At 43.3% G+C, this 21,570-nt stretch carries 17 protein-coding genes and 5 tRNA genes; 14 read left to right on the top strand and 8 right to left on the bottom strand.

All coding sequences use genetic code 11. The features are described 5' to 3' along the window. Window positions 1-6 precede the first annotated feature (6 nt). Window positions 7-1,077, top strand: a complete 1,071-nt coding sequence (locus IEY18_RS13970; RefSeq protein ID WP_188921881.1) for an AI-2E family transporter — start codon at window positions 7-9, stop codon at window positions 1,075-1,077. 91 nt (window positions 1,078-1,168) lie between these two features. Here IEY18_RS13970 and bcp read toward each other — a convergent pair whose 3' ends face one another. Both bcp and IEY18_RS13960 read right to left on the bottom strand, forming a co-directional pair. Further along, the gene (gene bcp / locus IEY18_RS13965; protein WP_188921879.1) at window positions 1,169-1,639 is read right to left on the bottom strand and encodes a thioredoxin-dependent thiol peroxidase; all 471 of its coding nucleotides are present in this window, start codon (window positions 1,637-1,639) and stop codon (window positions 1,169-1,171) included. 12 nt (window positions 1,640-1,651) lie between these two features. Next, complete coding sequence (locus tag IEY18_RS13960) at window positions 1,652-2,218, bottom strand: glycine cleavage system transcriptional repressor (protein WP_188921877.1); 567 nt, start codon at window positions 2,216-2,218, stop codon at window positions 1,652-1,654. A 172-nt stretch (window positions 2,219-2,390) separates the two neighbouring features. Here IEY18_RS13960 and dapA point away from each other — a divergent pair, with 172 nt between their 5' ends. The 4 genes from dapA to IEY18_RS13940 all read left to right on the top strand — a co-directional run bounded on the left by dapA (window position 2,391) and on the right by IEY18_RS13940 (window position 8,762). Continuing rightward, window positions 2,391-3,275: a 4-hydroxy-tetrahydrodipicolinate synthase gene (gene dapA / locus IEY18_RS13955; RefSeq protein ID WP_188921875.1), complete on the top strand. Its 885-nt coding sequence runs from the start codon at window positions 2,391-2,393 to the stop codon at window positions 3,273-3,275. A gap of 4 nt (window positions 3,276-3,279) precedes the next feature. After that, a complete protein-coding gene (gene bamC / locus IEY18_RS13950; protein WP_188921873.1) occupies window positions 3,280-4,383 on the top strand; it encodes an NlpB/DapX family lipoprotein in 1,104 nt (367 codons plus the stop codon). Between the two features lie 201 nt (window positions 4,384-4,584). Next, entirely contained in the window at window positions 4,585-5,670 is a 1,086-nt protein-coding gene (locus tag IEY18_RS13945; RefSeq protein WP_188921871.1) for an efflux RND transporter periplasmic adaptor subunit, read from the top strand. Then, entirely contained in the window at window positions 5,667-8,762 is a 3,096-nt protein-coding gene (locus IEY18_RS13940; protein WP_188921870.1) for an efflux RND transporter permease subunit, read from the top strand. The genes IEY18_RS13945 and IEY18_RS13940 overlap by 4 nt, the downstream gene beginning before the upstream one ends. A gap of 383 nt (window positions 8,763-9,145) precedes the next feature. On the opposite strand, the gene IEY18_RS13935 is transcribed toward IEY18_RS13940, so the two are convergent. The 4 genes from IEY18_RS13935 to IEY18_RS13920 all read right to left on the bottom strand — a co-directional run bounded on the left by IEY18_RS13935 (window position 9,146) and on the right by IEY18_RS13920 (window position 9,599). Further along, window positions 9,146-9,222 (bottom strand) — tRNA-Met (locus IEY18_RS13935). Between the two features lie 44 nt (window positions 9,223-9,266). Next, window positions 9,267-9,343, bottom strand: a tRNA-Met gene (locus IEY18_RS13930). Window positions 9,344-9,387: 44 nt separating this feature from the next. Continuing rightward, a tRNA-Met gene (locus IEY18_RS13925) sits at window positions 9,388-9,464 on the bottom strand. Window positions 9,465-9,522: 58 nt separating this feature from the next. Then, a tRNA-Met gene (locus IEY18_RS13920) sits at window positions 9,523-9,599 on the bottom strand. Between the two features lie 244 nt (window positions 9,600-9,843). Between IEY18_RS13920 and rlmKL the strand changes: the two genes are divergently transcribed. The 5 genes from rlmKL (at window position 9,844) to rmf (ending at window position 16,370) form a co-directional block, all read left to right on the top strand. Continuing rightward, window positions 9,844-11,976, top strand: coding sequence for a bifunctional 23S rRNA (guanine(2069)-N(7))-methyltransferase RlmK/23S rRNA (guanine(2445)-N(2))-methyltransferase RlmL (rlmKL, locus tag IEY18_RS13915; RefSeq protein ID WP_188921869.1), 2,133 nt, complete (start codon window positions 9,844-9,846; stop codon window positions 11,974-11,976). Further along, window positions 11,969-12,229 (top strand): glutaredoxin family protein, encoded by a 261-nt coding sequence (locus tag IEY18_RS13910; RefSeq protein ID WP_188921868.1) that lies wholly within the window; start codon window positions 11,969-11,971, stop codon window positions 12,227-12,229. Before rlmKL ends, IEY18_RS13910 begins: the two co-directional genes overlap by 8 nt. After that, window positions 12,207-14,126, top strand: a complete 1,920-nt coding sequence (locus tag IEY18_RS13905) for an ABC transporter ATP-binding protein (RefSeq protein WP_188921867.1) — start codon at window positions 12,207-12,209, stop codon at window positions 14,124-14,126. Before IEY18_RS13910 ends, IEY18_RS13905 begins: the two co-directional genes overlap by 23 nt. Window positions 14,127-14,155: 29 nt before the next feature. Next, a complete protein-coding gene (locus IEY18_RS13900; RefSeq protein WP_188921866.1) occupies window positions 14,156-16,009 on the top strand; it encodes a DUF3466 family protein in 1,854 nt (617 codons plus the stop codon). A 184-nt stretch (window positions 16,010-16,193) separates the two neighbouring features. Then, entirely contained in the window at window positions 16,194-16,370 is a 177-nt protein-coding gene (gene rmf, locus IEY18_RS13895) for a ribosome modulation factor (RefSeq protein WP_188921864.1), read from the top strand. A 137-nt stretch (window positions 16,371-16,507) separates the two neighbouring features. On the opposite strand, the gene fabA is transcribed toward rmf, so the two are convergent. Both fabA and IEY18_RS13885 read right to left on the bottom strand, forming a co-directional pair. Continuing rightward, window positions 16,508-17,023 carry a bifunctional 3-hydroxydecanoyl-ACP dehydratase/trans-2-decenoyl-ACP isomerase gene (gene fabA, locus IEY18_RS13890; RefSeq protein ID WP_188921862.1) on the bottom strand — a complete coding sequence of 172 codons (516 nt, stop codon included), beginning with the start codon at window positions 17,021-17,023 and terminating at the stop codon, window positions 16,508-16,510. Between the two features lie 78 nt (window positions 17,024-17,101). Then, complete coding sequence (locus tag IEY18_RS13885) at window positions 17,102-18,835, bottom strand: S16 family serine protease (RefSeq protein ID WP_188921860.1); 1,734 nt, start codon at window positions 18,833-18,835, stop codon at window positions 17,102-17,104. A gap of 230 nt (window positions 18,836-19,065) precedes the next feature. On the opposite strand from IEY18_RS13885, the gene IEY18_RS13880 reads away from it, so the two are divergent. The 4 genes from IEY18_RS13880 to IEY18_RS13865 all read left to right on the top strand — a co-directional run bounded on the left by IEY18_RS13880 (window position 19,066) and on the right by IEY18_RS13865 (window position 21,312). Further along, window positions 19,066-19,155, top strand: a tRNA-Ser gene (locus IEY18_RS13880). Window positions 19,156-19,245: 90 nt separating this feature from the next. Then, complete coding sequence (locus IEY18_RS13875) at window positions 19,246-19,965, top strand: hypothetical protein (RefSeq protein WP_188921858.1); 720 nt, start codon at window positions 19,246-19,248, stop codon at window positions 19,963-19,965. Window positions 19,966-20,395: 430 nt separating this feature from the next. Continuing rightward, window positions 20,396-20,755, top strand: coding sequence for a hypothetical protein (locus IEY18_RS13870; RefSeq protein ID WP_188921856.1), 360 nt, complete (start codon window positions 20,396-20,398; stop codon window positions 20,753-20,755). Between the two features lie 110 nt (window positions 20,756-20,865). Beyond that, window positions 20,866-21,312, top strand: coding sequence for a hypothetical protein (locus IEY18_RS13865; RefSeq protein WP_188921854.1), 447 nt, complete (start codon window positions 20,866-20,868; stop codon window positions 21,310-21,312). Window positions 21,313-21,570 lie beyond the last annotated feature (258 nt).

Below are 21,570 nucleotides of genomic sequence, written 5' to 3'. Positions count from 1 at the left end.
TCTTTGATGTTAACGTTTTTAAGCAATTGGTATAAAGAAAGGTTCAGTGACCCTCAAGCGGTCACTTTAATGTTTATCCTTGTCGGATTGTCCTTACTTATTTATTTTGCTGGCAGTTTGCTTGCCCCTCTGTTGGTTGCACTGGTTTTAGCTTTTTTGCTGGAATGGCCCGTCGCCCAGATGGCTAAGTTAAATATTAATCGAACTACAGCAGCATCTTTGGTGTTGATGCTTTTTATTGTCTTAGTACTTGTGATTTCCTTTGGCTTGATCCCCAGCATTTGGCATCAGGGGATAGCCTTAATTGCTGATTTACCTTCAATGCTGGATAAAGGACTACAAACAGCACAAGGGCTCGTTGCTGAATATCCCCAATTTGTAAAGCCTGAGCAACTTGATTTATTTGTCTCTGAGTTAAAGAAAATTGCCGATCCAGAGCAAATTTTAGATATTGCCAAACAAATTCTTGGGTATTCGGCCTCATTATTGGTGCTGATGGTTTATGCCATCTTGGTACCATTACTTGTATTTTTCTTTTTGAAAGATAAAAACGAGCTTATTCAGGGAAGTAAGCGTTTCTTTCCAAGTAATCGAGCATTAGCCACAAAAGTTTGGGGCGAAATGCATCAGCAAATTTTTAATTATATTCGCGGCAAAGTAATCGAAATTGTCATTATTGGTGTCGCAAGCTATGTCTTCTTTGCGGTCATGGGACTTCGTTATTCTGCGTTGCTTGGCGTGTTAACAGGCTTATCTGTTCTAATCCCATATGTTGGTGCCACCTTGGTCACTTTGCCCATCGCACTGGTCGCGTTTTTTCAGTGGGGTGTGAGTGCTGATTTTGGCTATTTGATGCTGGGCTATGGCATTATCCAAGCACTGGATGGCAATGTATTAGTGCCAATACTATTTTCTGATGCAGTTGATTTACATCCAGTGATTATCATCGCGGCGGTACTTGTATTTGGGGGACTGTGGGGCGTTTGGGGGGTATTCTTTGCGATTCCACTCGCGTCACTGATAAAGGCTGTTATTAATGCTTGGCCGCAGGTCAATGGCGAAGTTATTCGCGAGTAGCGAGTCTTAAAAGCAATAAAAAAGCATCTCTTTAAAGATGCTTTTTTTGTGTTCAATATTTGGTTTTTATGACAACGAACAGGCTATAAGCTTATTTTGATTGCAAATAATCAAGTACAACTTGATGGTGTTCTTTGGTTTTAAACTTATTGAATAGGTGTTCAACTTGACCATCTTGGTTGATTAAAAAGCTTAAGCGATGAATACCGTCGTAAACTTTGCCCATGAACTTCTTTGTGCCCCATACACCAAAAGCATCGGCGATTGCATGGTCTTCGTCACTGAGCAATGAAAAGTTAAGCGCTTGTTTATCAGAAAACTTTTTTAGTTTAGCAACAGGATCTGGGCTGATACCAAGTACGGTAATTTTGTCAGCGAGCAGTGCTTCATTACTATCTCTAAGCCCTTGGGCTTGCACTGTGCATCCTGGTGTAGATGCTTTGGGGTAAAAATAAACAAGAACGGGGCCGGTTTCTAAACACGTTTTTAAGCAAACTTCTTCATCGAATTGGTTTTGTAATTTGAAGAGGGGAGCGTTGTCTCCAGCTTGTAGTGTATTCATTGATTTTATCCTTTAATCATTCAACTCTGGGATTTCAATACCTTGTAAAATTCGCATACTGCAATCAAGCGATAAGCTTGCAGCGAGTTCTTTAAAGCTGTTTTCGAGAGTTTCTAGTTCGATGTTTTCTGGGATGTTTACTGTGAGCACGACATTTTGAGTTTGCTCACTTTGTACAATGTCATCTTCATCCTGAACTTCTGCATGAGAACGAAGGGCAGCAAGGTCGAGCTTATGTTCATCTAAAAACTCAGTTAACTTTTTCATAGTGCCGCGTTTGTCCTGACCATTGAATGTGACCTCAATGCGTGACACGAAGTTTTGTGCTGTGTGTTTAGAGGTACGCTTCATGACGGTCATTAACTCTAAACCGACACTTAATTGCGGAAAATTTGTTTCAAACTTAGTGATTGCGGCCCACGAGCCTGAAAGCATCATAATGAGTGTAAATTCATTGCCAAATAGTGCCATTCTGCTATCAGCAATGTCACAATCACAATCACTTGCAATACGAGCGAGCTTGCTAATAATTCCTGGGCGATCGGCACCCATAGCTGTCACTACCAAGTAGTTGGTCATGAATTTTCCTCAAAGATTGATTGCATTTAGTACGAAAAAACGTCGTTTTGGGTTAATTTTCGCGTGGGGACTAATGCTACCATAACTAAATGCTTTTGAGAGCCCCGTAAAGCTTGTCATTAGCAGTGAGCGAAAGTACCATAGCGAATCCTGAATTTGTGGGGAAAGTCAGATGATAAACGGAAGCATCGTAGCCATAATCACACCAATGTCACGTGATGGCTCAGTAGATTTTGCAAGTCTTGAACAATTGGTCGAGTTCCATATTGATCAAGGCACCGACGCGATTGTCGCGGTCGGCACCACTGGCGAGTCTGCCACGTTACCAATTCCAGAGCACTTAGAAGTTGTCAAACAGGTGATTCAATTCGCCAACGGTCGCCTGCCAATTATTGGCGGCAACGGTGCCAATGCTACAGCAGAAGCTGTGGAACTAACCAAAGCCCTCGAAAAACTGGGCGTCGATGGTATGTTGGGCGTGACCCCTTATTACAATAAGCCAAGTCCTAAAGGACTGATTGCTCACTATCAAGCGGTAGCTGCAGCAACAGATGTTCCTCAGATTTTATATAATGTCCCCGGACGTACTGCGGTGGATATGCTTCCTGCGACCATTGCTGAGCTTGCACCAGTAAGTAATATTATTGGCGTTAAAGAAGCGACTGGCGATGTTTCACGTGTTGCCACATTACGTGCACTTTGTGGCGATGAGTTCAAGTTGTATAGCGGTGACGACGGAACTGCAAAAGAGTTTTTATTAGCAGGTGGCGATGGGGTTATCTCTGTGGCGAATAACATTGTGCCCAAAGCCTTTAAAGCGATGATCGACGCGGCATTGAGTGGCAATCGTGAATTAGCGAATGAATTTGATGCGCCACTTCGCGGTTTGTACACGGAGCTTTTCCTTGAGGCAAATCCAATTCCTGTCAAGTGGGCTGCTCATCAAATGGGTTTGATCGCAGATGGTGAAATTCGTTTGCCACTTACTGAACTTTCTAGTGAATTTCATGGTCTGTTGTTAGAAGCAATGAAACAAGCTCAGATTGAGGTTAAATAATTTAATGCTGAAACATGCGATACCCCTAACTCTCGCCGTAACTGTTGTCGCCTGTTCGACACCAATTGAGCGCCGACAAGCCAACGATGTTGCTAAGTATAGCGTTGCAAAAAATACAGAAATAGCAGCGAAGCTTGAGATCCCTCAAGGTTTAAAAACACCAACTTATAGCAAGGAATTTAATATTCCGAATGTCGGTGCAAAAGTAGACTATAAGTTAGTTGGTGAACGTCTCGATATTCGTCCACCGTTGCAAGTCTTGCCGATGGCAACGGGTACACGTGTTGAAGAAAACTCAGACAGCATCAAAGTGGTGATTGAAGCGTTAAATAACAATCAAGACTTGAAGCAGGAAATATTCGATGTTTTGACTGCTTTTCTCACAAATAAGCAGATTCCTGTTGATGCTAGTGACTATGCAGCAGGTTCGATAGAAACTGGTTGGATCGAGAATGAGCAAGAACTTGAATCTAACTTGTGGGGTGCAGATAAAATCTACAAATTAAAGCAAAAGTATCGTTTTGATGTGGCGGTCCGCCCCCATGGTCGAAGCGGTAGTATTGCCATTTCTTTACTTGATCACGAAGAAATATTTGATGAAAAAGCCCGTGAAATTATGCTGACGGGTGAAGATAAAAAGCGCTATACCATCGATATGCTAAATAGTGCGATTCAGTACATGGGGCTTAAACGCCAACAAGTGCTAAAAGCGCAACGTATTAATGACGCGTTAGGGATCCCTGTTTCTTTAGTGAATTCAGATGTTGAAGATACCTATTGGTCTGCAGCAGCGGAATATAAGAAAGTTTGGGAAAGACTTCGTGTTGTTCTTCCAGAGTTAGGATTTGAAATCGTAGATTTGGATCCAAACAATGGATTATTCCATGTTGAACTGAATGATGATGCAGGTTTCTGGAGTTCTTTGTGGGAAGACACGAGTTTGCCATTGAAAGAAGGGCGTTATCGTGTCGTTGTTCAAGAAGATTCAAATCCAGAAGTGACGCAAATTTTGTTGAAAAATGATGATGACGAACGTTTGAGTGCAGATGTTGTGGAGAAAATCTACAACAAGTTCCAAGAACTCATGGCAGAAGATCGTAATCGTTAATTTGCTATATAAGCATTGAATCGAAAGTTAAAGAAAAGGGTGCCTAGGGCACCCTTTTTTATTGCAATGAAAATACGGCTTTAATTCCCACGTTGAGAGTGAAAAACTATGCTTAGTTTGTAAGTAAAAGTAAAAGCTATTGAAGCGTGGCTGCTTCCAAGTAAACTATCTGCCAACGTCGTATGTTGTACCGGAACAATAATGAAAAAAATAGTCCTCCTACTCGTGATTGTAGCTGCTGCAGGTTTCGCATATATGCAAACAAGCACAACACAAAAAAAACAAGTGCACCGAAATAAACCACTACCCAATGTTGTCGTCACGAAAACTGCCATGGCCAGTGTTCGAGACGAAGTTGAAGCTTTAGGTACAACTAAGGCGAATGAGTCTGTCACCATCACACCAAAAGTGACCGAAATCGTGACCGCACTTAATTTTGAAGATGGAGATTTGGTAAACAAAGGGGATGTCTTAATCCAACTGCACAACGTTGAACCCGCAGCGAAAGTTAAAGTTGCACGGGTCAAAGTCGTTGAAAATCTAAGGGAGTTTGATCGAATCAGCTCTTTAGTGACGAGCCAAACGATTGCGGAACTAGAACGAGACCGCTTGCAAACCCAAATCGACACTGCTCGTGCAGAGTTGGAGCAGGCCGAGTCGTCCCTTGCAGATCGGAGTATATCAGCACCCTTTAGTGGCCGTTTAGGCTTACGTCAGGTCAGTGTTGGTAGTTTAGTCACTCCGGGAACAAGTATTACTACGCTTGATGATATATCGACCATAAAACTAGATTTTTCCGTTCCAGAGCGCTTTTTGCAGCAGTTGTCTCGCGGCAAGTTAGTTGAAGCCTCTGCTGTTGCCTATGGTGGCGAGGTATTTAAAGGCAAGGTTAGCTCAATTGATAGTCGTGTAAATCCGGAAACTCGCTCCGTCATCGTGCGGGCTGCAATACCGAACCCTAAAGGACGTTTGTTACCCGGCATGCTTATGAAAGTGAAGCTGATTAAGCAAAGCCGTGAAGCGTTACTGATCCCTGAGTCTTCAATTATCCCAATTCAGAAAAAGCACTTTGTATATATTGCAAACGAAGAAGGTGTCATTGAACAAAAGCAAGTTGAAATCGGGTTACGCAGTCGTGGCTGGGTGGAGATAACCGATGGTCTAGAGCTTGGGGAGCAAGTGTTGATCCGCGGTATCCTTAAAGTTCGTCCAGGAAGTAAAGTACAAGTCCAACTTGAGGAAAATTTTACTTTTAAAACACAAGCTAAAACGGAAATTGCCGCATGATTTTAACAGATCTTTCCGTAAAACGGCCGGTGTTCGCATCGGTGATTAGCCTGCTTTTAATCGCTTTTGGCTTGGTTTCATTCGATAAACTGCCGCTTCGAGAGTATCCAAATATTGATCCGCCGATTGTTTCAATCAATACCAATTACCGCGGTGCCAGTGCTTCGGTCGTTGAAAGTCGTATTACTCAGTTGGTTGAAGACCGTATTAGTGGTGTTGAAGGGATCCGTAACGTTAGTTCTTCGAGTCGTGATGGTCGTTCTTCAGTAACCTTAGAATTTGATATTAGCCGTGATATTGAGGCTGCCGCAAACGACGTGCGGGACAAAATCTCAGGACTACTGAATAACCTACCCGAGGAAGCGGATCCGCCTGAGGTGCAAAAAGCGAGCGGAAGTAGTGAAGTGATCATGTGGCTCAATTTGGTTTCCGATCAAATGGACACGATTCAACTTACTGATTATGCACGGCGCTATTTAGTTGACCGCTTTTCGGTGATTGATGGGGTTGCCAATATTCGCATTGGTGGCGGTAAAGTCTATGCCATGCGGGTATGGATTGACCGCCAAGCTTTGGCAGCGCGAAACCTTACGGTTGCAGATGTGGAATCAAGCCTGCGATCGCAAAACGTTGAACTACCCGCAGGTTCAATTGAGTCAAAGGAACGTCATTTTACCGTTCGTTTAGAGAGGAATTATCGAACGGCAGAAGATTTTGCAAGCCTAGTTCTCGCTGAAGGCGATGACGGCTACTTGGTTAAACTTGGTGATGTGGCCAAAGTCGAGATTGGCTCTGAAGAAGAACGGATTATGTTCCGCGGGAACCGTGAGTCAATGATTGGCCTCGGTGTAACCAAGCAATCTACGTCAAATACTCTGGAAGTCGCGCGCGCAGCGAATGCACTTGTGGATGTTATCAATCCAACGTTGCCGGCAGGTATGGAAATCAAGCGTTCTTACGATAGTTCAGTATTTATTGAAGCTTCGATTAAAGAAGTGTACCAAACGCTGTTCATTGCCATGGCGTTAGTTATTATCGTCATCTATTTGTTCCTGGGCAGTGTACGCGCCATGTTAGTACCGGCCTTGACCGTTCCCGTCTCGCTCATGGGGACATTTGTTGTGCTGTATGCGTTAGGCTACACCATTAACTTACTGACTTTGCTCGCGATGATCCTTGCAATTGGTATGGTGGTTGATGATGCCATTGTGATGCTTGAGAATATCCATCGACGGATTGAACTGGGTGACCCACCGTTGAAGGCCGCTTTTCTTGGGGCACGTGAAGTCGCATTTGCTGTTGTAGCGACGACGTTGGTGCTTATTGCAGTATTCTTACCGATTACCTTTATTGATGGTGACTTAGGCAAGCTATTTAAAGAGTTTGCAGTGACGATGAGTGCTGCAGTGATTTTCTCGAGCCTAACAGCACTCACATTGAGCCCAATGATGTGTTCAAAGGTACTCAAGCCCGCCGAGGAAGACACGTGGCTGGTGAAAAAGGTCGATGGGGCGATGGATTCATTAGCCAGTTTTTATCGAGGCACGCTTTCAAGAGGAATGCGTCATCCAGTATTGGTTTCCGTTATTGTTCTGATTGCACTGACTTTGAGTGGCTTTTTGGCTAAGAATGTCCCACAGGAGTTTGCGCCTAGGGAAGACCGCGGCTCCATGTTCCTCATTGTCAATGGGCCTCAAGGCGCGAGCTTTGAGTACATTGAAAATTATATGGATGAAATTGAACATCGTTTGATGCCATTGGTTGAGTCTGGTGAGGTTAAACGACTGTTAATCCGCGCACCTCGGAGCTTTGGTCGAAGTGCTGACTTCTCAAATGGTATGGCAATTATTGTACTGGAAGACTGGTCAAAGCGACGGAGTGCTTTTGAAATTATTGGTGATATTAGAGGCCGATTAAGTGATCTTGCGGGGATAAGAGCATTTCCGGTAATGCGTCAGGCATTTGGGCGTGGCGTAGGAAAACCCGTTAAATTTGTTATTGGTGGTCCAAGCTACGATGAGTTAGCGCGCTGGCGAGATATAATGCTTGAAAAGGCGAAAGCCAGCCCAATGTTGGTAGGCGTTGACCATGATTACAAAGAAACCAAGCCGCAGTTGAAAGTAGTTATCGACCGCGATAGAGCAGCTGATCTCGGTGTCTCAGTCTCTCACATTGGCCGCACGCTTGAGACCATGCTTGGTTCTCGTTTAGTCACAACATTTATGCGCGATGGGGAAGAATATGATGTTGTTATTGAAGGGAACCGAGATAATCAAAATACAGCGAATGATCTGGAAAATATTTATGTTCGCTCAGAGCGTAGCCAAAAGCTCATCCCACTCTCAAACCTTGTGAGCGTGGAGGAGTTTGCCGATGCCAGCCAACTGAACCGATATAACAGAATGCGGGCAATTACTATTGAGGCAAACTTGGCTGAAGGTTACACCTTAGGGCAAGCTTTGACTTTCTTAAATGACACCGCCACGGCTTACTTACCAGCTGAAGCCCTAATCAGCTACAAAGGGCAGTCGCAAGATTATCAAGAGTCCGGTAGTTCGATGTACTTTGTATTCTTGCTGGCGCTAGGCATTGTGTTTCTTGTGTTAGCGGCGCAGTTTGAAAGCTATGTGCATCCAGTTGTGATCATGTTGACGGTACCATTAGCGACGTTAGGTGCATTGATTGGTCTGTGGTTTACAGGCCAAAGCCTTAACATTTATAGTCAGATCGGCATCATTATGCTGATTGGTCTTGCCGCTAAAAATGGTATTTTAATTGTCGAATTTGCCAATCAATTGCGGGATAAAGGTGTTGATTTTTCTGAGGCCATTTTACAAGCCTCGAGCCAACGTCTACGTCCTATCTTGATGACGGGGATTACAACGGCGGCTGGAGCTGTCCCCCTTGTGATGGCGACTGGCGCGGGTGCTGAAACGCGGTTTGTCATCGGTGTTGTGGTGCTATCCGGCATTCTACTTGCCACCTTATTTACGTTGTTGGTGATACCGGTAGCATATTCATTGTTTGCAAAATACTCGGGCTCTCCAGAAGCCGTTGCGCAAGAGCTGCAAAAACAACTCGAGCAAAGCTAGCGAGTCGCAATACTTTGTATATAAAAGGCGCTATAGGCGCCTTTTTTGTTTTTAGTCTCCGTGATTCTTCTATTTTGTGCTCACATGTAAACCGGTTGAAAAGCTCGATATAGAATGCCCTATACCAAATGAGTGACTAGCCACAGATTAGTGACATGGTGCTGGTGAGTTTAAATGGATAGATTTAGACGAGTGAATCTGAAAAGGCAAAAGCTTGTTATGGCTAAATAGATATTTGCGATAGTGTCTCGAGGAAATAATATTCAATAATCATCTATCGGTAAGAGAACTGTTGATACATCTTGAAATGCTGATTTTATTCGCTAGGTATCGCGAGGAAGATTTGCTATTAATTGGGGAAATAAAGGGTAACACTAAGAAAGTGGTTGCGGGAGCCGGATTTGAACCGACGACCTTCGGGTTATGAGCCCGACGAGCTACCAAACTGCTCCATCCCGCGTCCGATAAACGCTGTCACTGTTTTAATTCTATTGACTAAAGAATTGGTTGCGGGAGCCGGATTTGAACCGACGACCTTCGGGTTATGAGCCCGACGAGCTACCAAACTGCTCCATCCCGCGTCCGATAAACGCTGCCATTGTTTTGATTCTATTGACTAAAGAATTGGTTGCGGGAGCCGGATTTGAACCGACGACCTTCGGGTTATGAGCCCGACGAGCTACCAAACTGCTCCATCCCGCGTCCGATAAACGCTGCAATTATTTGAATTCTAACTGCGAAAAAATAACTTTAAGAAGATTGGTTGCGGGAGCCGGATTTGAACCGACGACCTTCGGGTTATGAGCCCGACGAGCTACCAAACTGCTCCATCCCGCGACTTCGTTAAAGCGGGCTGAACTATAACGGGGCAATATCCGCTTTGCAAGCACGAATCTGAAATTAGCGTTTAAGTGCTTAAATAAAGCGCTGCTCACCTTATTTATCGCCAATGTGAGCTAACGCTAAGTGCATTTATTGTGATTTTGCAGATAAATTAGACAGAAGGCGTCAACAGTTTATCTTTTGCTGTGTCATCGGGTTATAATGGTGGATTATCCTTTTCTGTGTATTGATGTCATCCATGTATAATTTTTTTGCAGCAGCCCCCAAGGGCTTTGAATACTCTCTTGCCACGGAGCTAAAAGCATTTGGCGCCGAAGATGTTAAAGAGAGTGTTGCCGGCGTGTTTTTCTCAGCCCCACTTGAACTTGCCTATCGCATCACGCTGTGGACTCGCCTCGCAAGTCGAATTATCTTGGTTATATATAAAGGTCCCTGTGAATCTGCTGAGCAGCTATACAATGCAGCTTATTGTATTGATTGGCCGTCACACTTTTCAAACAAGACGACTTTTAGTATTGATTTCCATGGGCTTGGTGGCTTCATCAATAATACGCAGTTTGGTGCACTGAAAATCAAAGATGCCGTTGTTGACCGTTTTCGTGATGATGATATTGCGCGCCCAAGTGTTTCTCGCGTTGGTGCTGAATTCAAAATTGATGGCCACTACCGTAATGGCAAGCTGACCATTGGTATTAATTTCTCTGGTCCCTCTTTACACCAACGTGGATATCGAAGTTCTACAGGCGAAGCGCCGCTCAAAGAAAACCTCGCGGCGAATATGCTCTTTCGGAGTGGATGGCAGGATAACCCAACAAATGTGCTCGACCCATTTTGTGGTTCTGGCACAGTATTAATTGAGGCGGCGTTAATAGCGGCAGATATTGCCCCAGGCTTGAAGCGGGAACGTTTTGGCTTTGAGCACTGGCAAAGACACAATGACAAAATATGGCAAGAAATTTTAGAAGAGGCTAGAGCGCGAGCATCCCTCGGTTTAAATCGTTGTGAACTCAAGTTTTATGGTTCAGATATTGATTCTCGATTAGTGGCGTTAGCGAAACGCAATGCGGAAAACGCTGGTGTGCTTTCTTTGATTGATTTCCGAGTTGGCAACGCGTTGAGTATTGATGTACCTGAGGAAAGTGGCTTTCTGATTTCAAACCCACCTTATGGTGAGCGTCTTGGCAATGTCACGGCGTTACTGCAGCTATATAATCAATTTGGCGAAAGGCTTAAGAAAGAGTTTGGTGGCTGGAAAGCAGCAATGCTATGTAGTGATATTGAACTTATTTCTTCACTAAAACTTAAAGCCGATAAACAAATGAAGATGTTTAACGGCGCACTTGAGTGTGCATTTAACTTATATAGCCTCCATGCGAAAAGTACTCGTCGTCAGGAAGTTGGTCAATTAGAAGATGGGCAGGACCTAGCAACTGTGGCTGTTCCTTTCGCTAATCGAGTCAAAAAGAACTTTAAGCAGTTGGAAAAGTGGGCCAAGAAAGAAGGGATCGATAGCTACCGCCTCTACGATGCAGATATCCCTGAATACAATGTCGCCATCGACAAGTACCAAGACTATGTTGTTATTCAAGAGTACTCTGCGCCCGCCAATATTCCAGAAGCAGTCACTAAAAGACGACTAAGCGATGTCTTACTGGCACTACCTGCTGCAATAGGCCTCAAACCAGACAACATTATTTTAAAAACCCGCGAGCGCCAAAAAGGGGTAAGCCAATACGAGAAGCTAGATACTGAGAAGCTGTCTCTCATCACTTGTGAGTATGGAGCTAAGTTCAAGTTAAATTTAACGGATTATCTAGATACTGGGCTCTTTCTTGATCATCGCCTAACTCGAAAACTTGTCGGTGATAAATCTCGTAATCGTAAAGTTCTAAATTTATTTGCGTATACAGGATCGGCTTCTGTTCATGCCGCAATCGGTGGGGCGAAGTCTGTAACGACAGTTGATATGTCAAATACCTATTTAACGTGGGCAAAAGATAATTTTATGCTCAACCAGCTATCTGGCAAACAGTATCAGTTTGTACAAGCCGACTGTTTGCAGTGGATTGAAAGTGGTGATGAACAATTTGATTTGATCTTTATCGATCCGCCAACTTTTTCAAATTCAAAACGAATGGAAGATTCCTGGGATGTGCAAAGAGACCACGCAGAAATGCTAAGTGGCCTCATTAAGCGATTAGCACCGGGTGGAGAAATCATCTTCTCTAATAACAAGCGTAAGTTCAAAATGGATATTGACGCACTTAAAAAGCTTGGGATGCAGGTGCAGAATATTGATAAGCAAACCTTACCATTAGATTACAAACGCAACCCTCATATTCATAACACTTGGTTGATTACACATGGGTAAACAATCTCGATACGTTCTGCTCCATACGGAAGGTTGTCACCTATGTGACGAAGCCATGGTTATTTTACAACAGGCAAATGTGCCTTTTTTATGTTGTGATATTTGCGAAGATGAAGAGTTAGCAACGGTTTATGGCACCCGAATTCCAGTACTGCGTAATGACAGTAACGGTTTGGAGCTCAATTGGCCATTTGATAGTGCCGCGCTGCACACGTTTACAGGAGAAACCCTTGAGTTTAGTTCGGATCAATAATGGTTCTTTGGCGTATGGTTATACCCCTTTATTAAAGAATGCAGACTTTACGATTGAGCCCGGAGAGCGGGTATGTATTGTAGGCCGAAACGGCGCAGGGAAATCAACATTACTCAAAATACTAGATGGTGAAGCATTACTGGACGATGGTGAGTTTAATATCACCACAGATGTGAATGTTAGTCGCTTACAGCAAGATCCACCAAAAGCGGAGCAGGGCACTGTTTATTCGTATATTGCGGGTGGCCTAGCGGAAATCGGTGACACTTTAGAGCAATATCACCAAATATCACATGACATTGGCCATTCAAACGGTGATGACATGGAAAAAATGCTGAAGCAGTTAGAGCGACTGCAAGGCGTTTTAGATCATAGTAATGGCTGGCAGCTCGATACACGAATCAATCAACATTGTAAGCAATTAGATTTAGACCCAGATAAACCCTTAAGTGAGCTTTCCGGTGGCTGGCAACGACGTGTTGCGCTAGCTCGCGCTTTGGTCTGCGAGCCGGATCTTCTGCTTCTCGATGAACCAACGAACCACCTCGATATTGATGCTATTGAGTGGCTCGAACAATTTTTATTGAATTATAAAGGTGCGATCGTCTTTATTAGCCATGACCGTGGCTTTATTCATCGAATGGCAACTCGAATTGTGGATTTAGATCGTGGTGTTGTGACGTCGTGGCCAGGTAACTATCAAGCGTATCTGGACGGTAAACAAGAATGGTTGCGCGTTGAAGCAGAACAAAATGCCCAGTTTGATAAACGTTTAGCTGAAGAAGAGGTTTGGATCCGCCAAGGGATTAAAGCGCGAAGAACACGAAATGAAGGTCGTGTTCGTGCTTTGAAAGCATTACGAGTTGAGCGTAAAGCGCGACTGGAGAAGCAGGGCAATGCGCGGATGCAGGTCGCGGATAGCGAGCGTTCAGGTAAGTTAGTGTTTGATGTTGAGCAGTTATGCTTCAATTTGCCAGAGAAAAACTTAGTCAATAATTTTTCAACAACGGTGATGCGTGGCGATAGAATTGCTTTAATCGGGCCGAATGGTTGCGGAAAGTCGACTTTAATCAAATTACTGATTGAGCAATTAGAGCCACAGTCTGGAGATGTAAAAATCGGTACCAAGCTTGAAGTGGCGTACTTCGACCAATACCGAGAAACCTTAGACCCTGAATTAACTGTTGAAGAAAACGTTGGTGAAGGTAAACAAACGGTCACGATTAACGGCAAAGATCGCCACATTCTTAGCTATTTACAGGATTTTTTGTTTTCCCCCATGCGTGCCAGAACGCCGGTGAAAGCCCTTTCTGGTGGAGAAAAGAACCGACTATTACTCGCCCGACTACTGCTTCGACCTGCGAATCTCATTATTCTTGATGAGCCAACAAACGACCTTGATGTCGAAACATTGGAACTGTTAGAGTCCATGCTGGCCGATTATGATGGAACCTTGCTAATCGTGAGTCACGACCGAGCATTTATCGATAATACCGTGACTAGCAGTTGGTGGTTTATGGGTAATGGGCGCTGGTCGGAATACGTTGGCGGGTACCAAGATGCAGTTGACCAAGGTGCAAAATTTTATTCTGAGGAACCAGTCGACAAAAAGATTGTCGAAACCCCTCAGGAAGTGAAACCCAAAACTGAGAAAGCGCCAGAGCAAAAGCCTGCGAAGAAGCTTTCGTACAAATTACAAAGAGAATTAGAAGCTTTACCAGCGCTCATGGAAACAACCGAGGCTGAAATCGAGGCTTTGCAATCTTTAGTAAATGAAACGGATTTCTATAGCCAAGCGCAGGATGTTGTTACCGAAAAATTAAATGAATTAGCTGAAAAAGAACAGCAGCTTGAAGTATATTTCGAACGATGGGAAGAGCTTGAGTCGTTGAAGTAATTGACCAAATTTTTATGGGAACCTGATTAATGAAGTTAAACAAACCCCTCTCTCTTGTTGCGTTAAGTGTGATTGGTTCATTACAAATAGCACATGCAGCGCCAGTTTATACAATTGAGAATCTAGCAGATTTAATGGATCAATCTGCTGAAGCGCCCAAAGGTACTCTCGATGGAACGCGTAATGGCTATGGCTTAGCTGTTAATGATCAAGATGAAATGGTCGGCATTGCCAAAGGTAAGAAAAAGCTCAGTACGGCAGATATTGATGACGACGGAATTATTGATATTGAAGACGGCATCGCCGATGAAGAGCGTATTACGTTTAGTATCGATAAAGCGATTGAGGGAAACAACTTCACGTTTACCGCTGGAGAAAATGCTAGCAATGGTGCGTGGTTACCACTGTTTGACAGTGTAAATGGTACAACGGATCCAAGTGATACTGATGTCGTGAACTCTGTCGATACATACTATTACGATATCAATAATGCAGGCATTAAAGTCGGTGCCATGACCGCACCAGAGCAAACATTAGAATATACGGGTGATAATACTGATCAAGATTTCTGGTATTTCCGGGAATACGAGCAGCGAGGCGTAATTAAAACCGCTGACGCAGAAGTTGAGGTTATTCCCCCATATGTTCAATATGTGAACGAAGACGATGAAACCGAAACTGCCCTTGTCGGTGGGTTTTCTACCGTGGTTGCGATTAACCAGAATAATCTTACGACGGGCTATGCAAGTACCGACATGAGTAACAGTGGCAAATCTCAAGTCGATAATTGTTTTGATGATTCTGAAACATTACCACTCGATATCTGTGTTCAAGACAAGCAATTTCCTGATGACAATACTGGTGCTCGGAAAGTTCAATATCAAACCCGTGCTTTTGTATGGCAACTTGAAGGCAATGAGGTTGTGGCGACACAGCTGCCGTTGGGCTTAGAACCCTCAAGTAGTTCAACCACTACCTATATTGCTCAGGGGCTTGGCATTAATACTGCGGGAACCGTGGCTGGACGCTCTCATGTATATCGCAATGGTAACAGAGACCGTTTAAGAGTCGATGCGGGTTACTGGAGTAAAGATGCTGATGGTGTTTATCAGTACAATGATATTGAGATGGATAAAGACTTCAATTCGTCCATTGCATATGACATTAATGACGATGGTATTCTCGTTGGAAGTTATTACTCTTACTTAGAAGGCTTTCTGCGCCACAAATTCTTCTATTATGACACGCAAGCAGACAACCCTGAGGTGATCACGCCTAACGACTTTTTCAGCAAGACTTCGGATAGAGAAAGTAAACCCAAAGATATTAACAACCAAGGTCAAGTTGTGGGCTTTGTTGATACTACGTCTGAGCGAGATGGCAAACCAAGGCCAAAAGCAGGTTTTTTGTTTGACGTAAACACCCTAGAGTTTAGTAATATCAATAAGATCATGACCTGTGACTCCCGTGGTTATGTCGCCGATGGTGATGGCTGGAAGCGACAAGAGATTAGCGTCAGTGATGATACGGGTGATGTTCTCACCTATGAAGCAGATATTTATGTTGTTGAAGCGACAAGCATTAATGAAAATGGCACGATTGTCGGTACAGCATTTGTTCGTAAACCAACCTATAAGACCGATGACAATGGGGATTTGGAATTAGGCGAAAACGGCGGACCACTGTTTGATAGAAATGCGAATGGTGAGCCGGTGACGTCATACCTGCCGCGAATGGTTGTGCTAAAGCCAACAAACTCGGGAGAAGGCTGTTCTGAAGTCGATGGAACCGAAGATGAGCCTTTTGTTCGAAAAGGTGCCGCTACGTTTGCATGGTTATTCGCATTACCTTTAGTTTGGTTGCGTCGTAGAAAGCACGCATAAAGTTATATCAAAATCGAACGGTAAAAATCGGAGCGAATAAGCTCCGATTTTTTTTGTCTTATTGTCAATAAGTTAAAAATCGAGGCGTTTTTTTGCACAATTTTTGATTGATCTTGGTTAAAAAAAACTCTATTTATAGAAGTGGGCTTCGGCTCAATTTGAATGGAAATATGAGGACGCTTGCATGAAAAGACAAAAACGAGATCGTTTAGACAGAGCTTTTTCAAAAGGATTTCAGGCCGGAATCGGTGGCCGTTCCAAAGAATTATGTCCCTACGCGAGTTTGGATTCGCGCTCCCAATGGTTAGGGGGATGGCGCGAAGGGGTAGATGGCCGGCAAAGTGGTTTATTTAACCGTTAAGAGATAACGAAAAGGAATTTCTCTCTGTATTGATGTTTTGTCAGATGAGATTGCAAGAAGGCCCCAAACCATTGTGTTTGGGGCCTTTATTTTTCTTAGCATGTAGGGTACTAAGACGGTTTTCGCTGTTTTAAAACTTAGAAGGTTGAAGTATCAGAGAATACGCCAACTTTTAGATCGGTTGCTGAGTAAATCTCTCGACCATCCACTTCCATAACCGCATCAGCGATCCCCATAATCAATTTGCGATGGATTTTACGCTTGATATTGAGGCGGTAGGTTACTTTCTTCGCTTCTGGTAGCACTTGGCCCGTGAATTTTACTTCACCAACGCCAAGCGCTCTTCCGCGTCCTTGTGCGCCTTCCCATGCGAGGAAGAAGCCCACTAATTGCCACATTGCATCTAAGCCAAGGCAACCGGGCATGACCGGATCACCCACAAAGTGGCAATCGAAAAACCAAAGATCAGGGGTAATATCGAGTTCAGCTACAATTTCACCTTTACCAAACGGTCCGCCGTCTTCATTTATCTTAACGATGCGATCCATCATCAACATATTATTCACAGGTAAGTGTGGTGAGTTTTTGCCGAAAAGCTCACCATTGCCACAGGCAATTAATTCTTCTTTGCTGAAACTGTTTGCTTTGTTCATTGTGTTCTACCACTCCTTATCTTGAAGCGCCAAGATTAGCGAACACGTGTAAGCTAAACAAGTCCGATCAGCTAAAAGTTACCTAAAAAAGCGTAATTTAGTTAACACTTTTGCAAATGGAGTTAGTTCCGGTTCTTCTTCTTGCCCTGCAAGCTGGTCTAACCGCGCTTGTACCATGCCATATAATGTTTCTTTTTCGAATTGGTTTTGAGCATCAGCATCGCCAGCACTTATACCCATCAACAATTCTACGGCTTGGTCAATGTGTTCAACTTGATAAATTGAAAACATATCTTTTTCAATTGCTTGTATAACTGAATTGCATAGATTTAGTTGTTGAGTATTCGCTTTTGGAATGATGATACCTTGAGTGCCGGTTAGTCCTCGTCGCTGGCATAAATTAAAGAAACCTTCAATTTTCTCATTGACGCCGCCAATGGCTTGAACGTTGCCAAACTGATCAATCGCACCCGTTACAGCCAATGATTGCAGGATTGGTTGTTCGGCTATTGCTGATATTAGGCAACAATACTCGGCAAGGGACGCACTATCCCCATCAATTTCTTGGTATGACTGTTCAAACACAATATTTGCGTTGAGATGTAAGGGGGCATCTTTTCCAAAGATTCTGTATAAGCAGGAGGATAGAATCATCATCCCCTTTGCATGAATGTTGCCACCAAGCTCAGATTTTCTCTCAATATCAGCGACTTCACCATCGCCATAATGTACTGATGCGGTGATTCGTGCCGGTTCACCATAACTGTAGTCGGCTAAGTCAATCACGGTAAGACCGTTCACTTGTCCAATGACTTCGCCGCTCGTGGATAGGCCAATAAAGCGATCGTCAAAATTTTGCGAAGAAATAACCTCTTGGCTGTTATGCCTAATTTTCTGTTGTTGTATCGCTTTGTTGATATGACTCGCATCTATATGAGTACTACCGCTATAGGCTTTTGCTTGAGCTAACAGCTGTACGAAGCGCTGACTATCTAAACTAAGTTTGTTTTGATGCTCTGTGATCCGCGCTGAGAGTTTAAACAACGGCAAATAAGCATTGTCTGCAAGTTGCAGCGATTGGGTGTCAGCAATTGCATTGAGCCATGCTTGATAGGTTTGTTCGTTGTGCTCTGACAAATCAATTTCTTGTGCTATTTCTCCTAAAAGAGGGAAGTGCTGCTTAAAATTGCCGTCCAATTGGTAAAGCTGAGAAAATACCGAACTATTACCAACCAGTACTACTTTACAGCCTAAAGGTATCGTGGATAATTCTGAACTGACGCGGTAGTGGCCAGTATTCAGAGTTTGCATCACAAATTCCCATAAAGATTCACGCTTCCATAATGATTCCGCACAGATGAAAACGAGTTGGCAACTGGCAAATGCACCCGGTTGATATTGGCTTGAGTGCTCTGTTCTGTTGATAGTGCCAATGAGATCTTGGCGGCGTATGTTTCCGCTTAAATATTGATATTGCTTGGTTCGGCTGGCGAGCACCCCTGCGGATTCTCCGGGGTGTTGCTCTTGCCACCTGAGCTTGGCTTGTTGTTGTTCATCCTTATATGCAACTAAATACTGGTTTGCACTTTCGGCATGAGAGTCGAGCAGTGCTTTTATAAATAAGCTTCTATCTAACCCGTTAAAGTCAGCCAAGTACATATGTTGATTGTTCGTTGCATAAAGCAATGTAAATGCGTCTATAACTCTATCTTGGCTTAACAAGAGCGGGTGTTCTGGTGCGTTCACCGTTTTGATTTGAGTAAAATTATATGTCGGTGATAACTGACTGCTGGTGAGCAAAGTAGGCTTCATAAAAGATCTGGCACGATTAATAGTTTGGCAATTTTACCATAGTGAAGGATTTATTATCTAATACAAAGCGTAGTCATTGTCATCACACTTAAAAGCCAAATACCTACTCAAAGGTGAATCGCTTCGTTGTCGGTTAGTTCAGCAGCTTGTTGAAACGTTGAGCAATCAAACAAAAAAATACAAATAACAGTTTACAACAAGTCTGTGCGCTTATATTATCTCGCTCGTTCGGAGGGGTGGCAGAGTGGTCGAATGCACCGGTCTTGAAAACCGGCAACGGTTTACCCCGTTCCAGGGTTCAAATCCCTGCTCCTCCGCCATATTGGAAAAGTGAAAAAGCCGTTGATTATCAACGGCTTTTTTGCGTTTCAGGCGGTCTTAAATCAGTCACTATAGGATTGACTGAGACAATGTACCTATTTAGAGCACCGAATTGCACCTACTATACGCGCATCTGTTTACCAAAATACTTAAAAGTCAGAGGGTTCCGCTTTGACGTTAAGGTTTCTCTTCTTACCAAAAACCGCACACTAGCGATTTCGCGCAATTTTGACGTTGCTAGCCGTTTACGGCAGTTGATTGATTCTGTAACTGAAACTGTTCAGGCTGATGAGTTCACAGATTTGGTGAATCAAACGGTTGATGAGATCAGAGCAACGTTTGATTGTGCGGTAAATCAAGTTCAAACAATGCCAAATCGTGTTCAATCGGCTGTGAAAGCAGCTCGAAGTACACCTGCTTTGCCGTCAATGACGTTTGTATCGGCTCAAGCGCAGTTTATTGCGTCTAAGTCTAAAGAGTCCATCAGCTCTGCTTCAGCCAAACAGTTATTGCAAAGAACAACACATTTCATTCAAAGCACTGAAGTTTCATCCGTATCTGATGTTTCAAGTGCCCATGCACTGGTCTATCGAGACTTATTACTCACCGAAGGAAGAAGTCATAAATCCAACAAAGATTACTTCGCAGCGGTACCGCAGTTTTTTAAGTGGTGCAGACTGATGCTGCTCACTCAAGTCAACCCGTTTGATGACATTAAACTGAGCCAGCAGAATGCCGCTGTTCCCGATTCATCGCGCCAGCGATGGCAAAAAACAGACCGCCAAATGAGTAAGCTTTTTCTATTTTAAGGCTATATCGCTTCGTTCTTAAAAGGTTACGGATGGATTCGATGAATGGTGATTTACTCATTGGATGACACTTACACGATGTCTGTGTATGCATACAGGTATAATGTGAAATCTGCAAAAATGCAAAAAACTACTTCCTACTATGTAAATTTGTTGTTCTCGTTTTGATTTGCAAGGTGTTAGTATGTGATTGATAAATATGAAGTAAATATTTATTCCAACTTATTTAATAGGAAGCATACCAAGGCTCGATAAATCAAGGCTCGTTTTTTAAGGAGCGCTTCGGAGGAGCTTGCATTAACGGGTGGTTTTTTGCTATAAAATTCAACAGATTAAAATTCAAGCTGAAGGCGTTCATTAGAATATGGTGATTTTCATATACGGCATGCTCGCTAATAAGCGTTATGTGTAAACGGATATCGTCGAGTATATGGATATTTTCAAAGGTATAGATTTCAATGACTCGTTTGTTCTCGGTTGGAGTTCAAATGACACGGAAATCACATTCAAAATTGAGGCAAGCATTTGGCCTGATTCACCTCATTATCTAAGTCCAAAACCTGATGAATATACTTGCTACCGTAAATGTGAAATTCAATTTACGGATTTTACTTCATATTCAGGGCTTGCTGAACAAAGTAGTGTTAAACCAATCAAAGATATAAATGGTTCATTTGATTATGGCAATATAGATTCGTTAATTAAGACAAATCAAGGCTTTAAGGTTATTGGTGAGTTTGGTAACTTAGAAATTATAAACGGCAAAGTACAGCTAAAAATTTACACATAACAAGCTGTTCAAGCGGGACAAATAACAGTTGGCTGGTTCCGCTTCGCTTCACATTTTAGCCAACTACAATTTGCCCCTTAACAGGGCGTTAGGGCTACAAAGGAATCGAGATGCGGAGTGAATTTCAATACTTCATGAACCAAGATGATCATGCGGTCTTTGACGATCATCTTCGTAGCATTGATGGAGTAAGCATTAAGAAGGGGAAACTCTTCGATGAGATTCTGCTGGATGATGGCTTCATCCAATATGAACGAAGCCTCCTAGAAGACGGAATCCTTACTTCCGGTCGCATTGCAATTGCTTCAACTGATTTGGATGGGGCTTACAACTTCTCGTCGCATCAGGCAGTAGAGTTACTGTACAAAAAATTAAGAAATTGGCTCAAAAAACGTAGCATCAACTCTCTGATTTGTTTCAACGAGAAATCAGAGAACCCAACGACCCAAGCTGTAAAAAACTTTTGGCTGGGACCTGGCGCTGAGGCAACATTAAACGATCCAGCTATTAAGCTAAAACAATTTAAATCGGGCAATGTCGTATTCAAGCTGGCATAAAGCCCTAACAAGGCGCTCAAGCAAGGACGCAGCAAAGCTGCGCCGCTTAGCTTGGCGTTGGTATGACTCCCCACGTCAAGCAGAACGTAATAATATCGGCCTAAAGATTTAAGCCTAGTTTTGTTCTCTACCCAAAATGAATTGAGTTAACGCAGTAGATGAAGCAAGTAAGTTCGTCGGTTGTCATGCTGATATCCGTGGATTACTTACCTTTCGATAAGCAGCGCCTACCTTACATAATCCGTCGTGACACCTGTC

Source organism: Shewanella gelidii (assembly GCF_014647855.1).
GTDB classification, from domain to species: domain Bacteria; phylum Pseudomonadota; class Gammaproteobacteria; order Enterobacterales; family Shewanellaceae; genus Shewanella; species Shewanella gelidii.
This window is presented reverse-complemented; position numbering and strand designations above follow the sequence as displayed.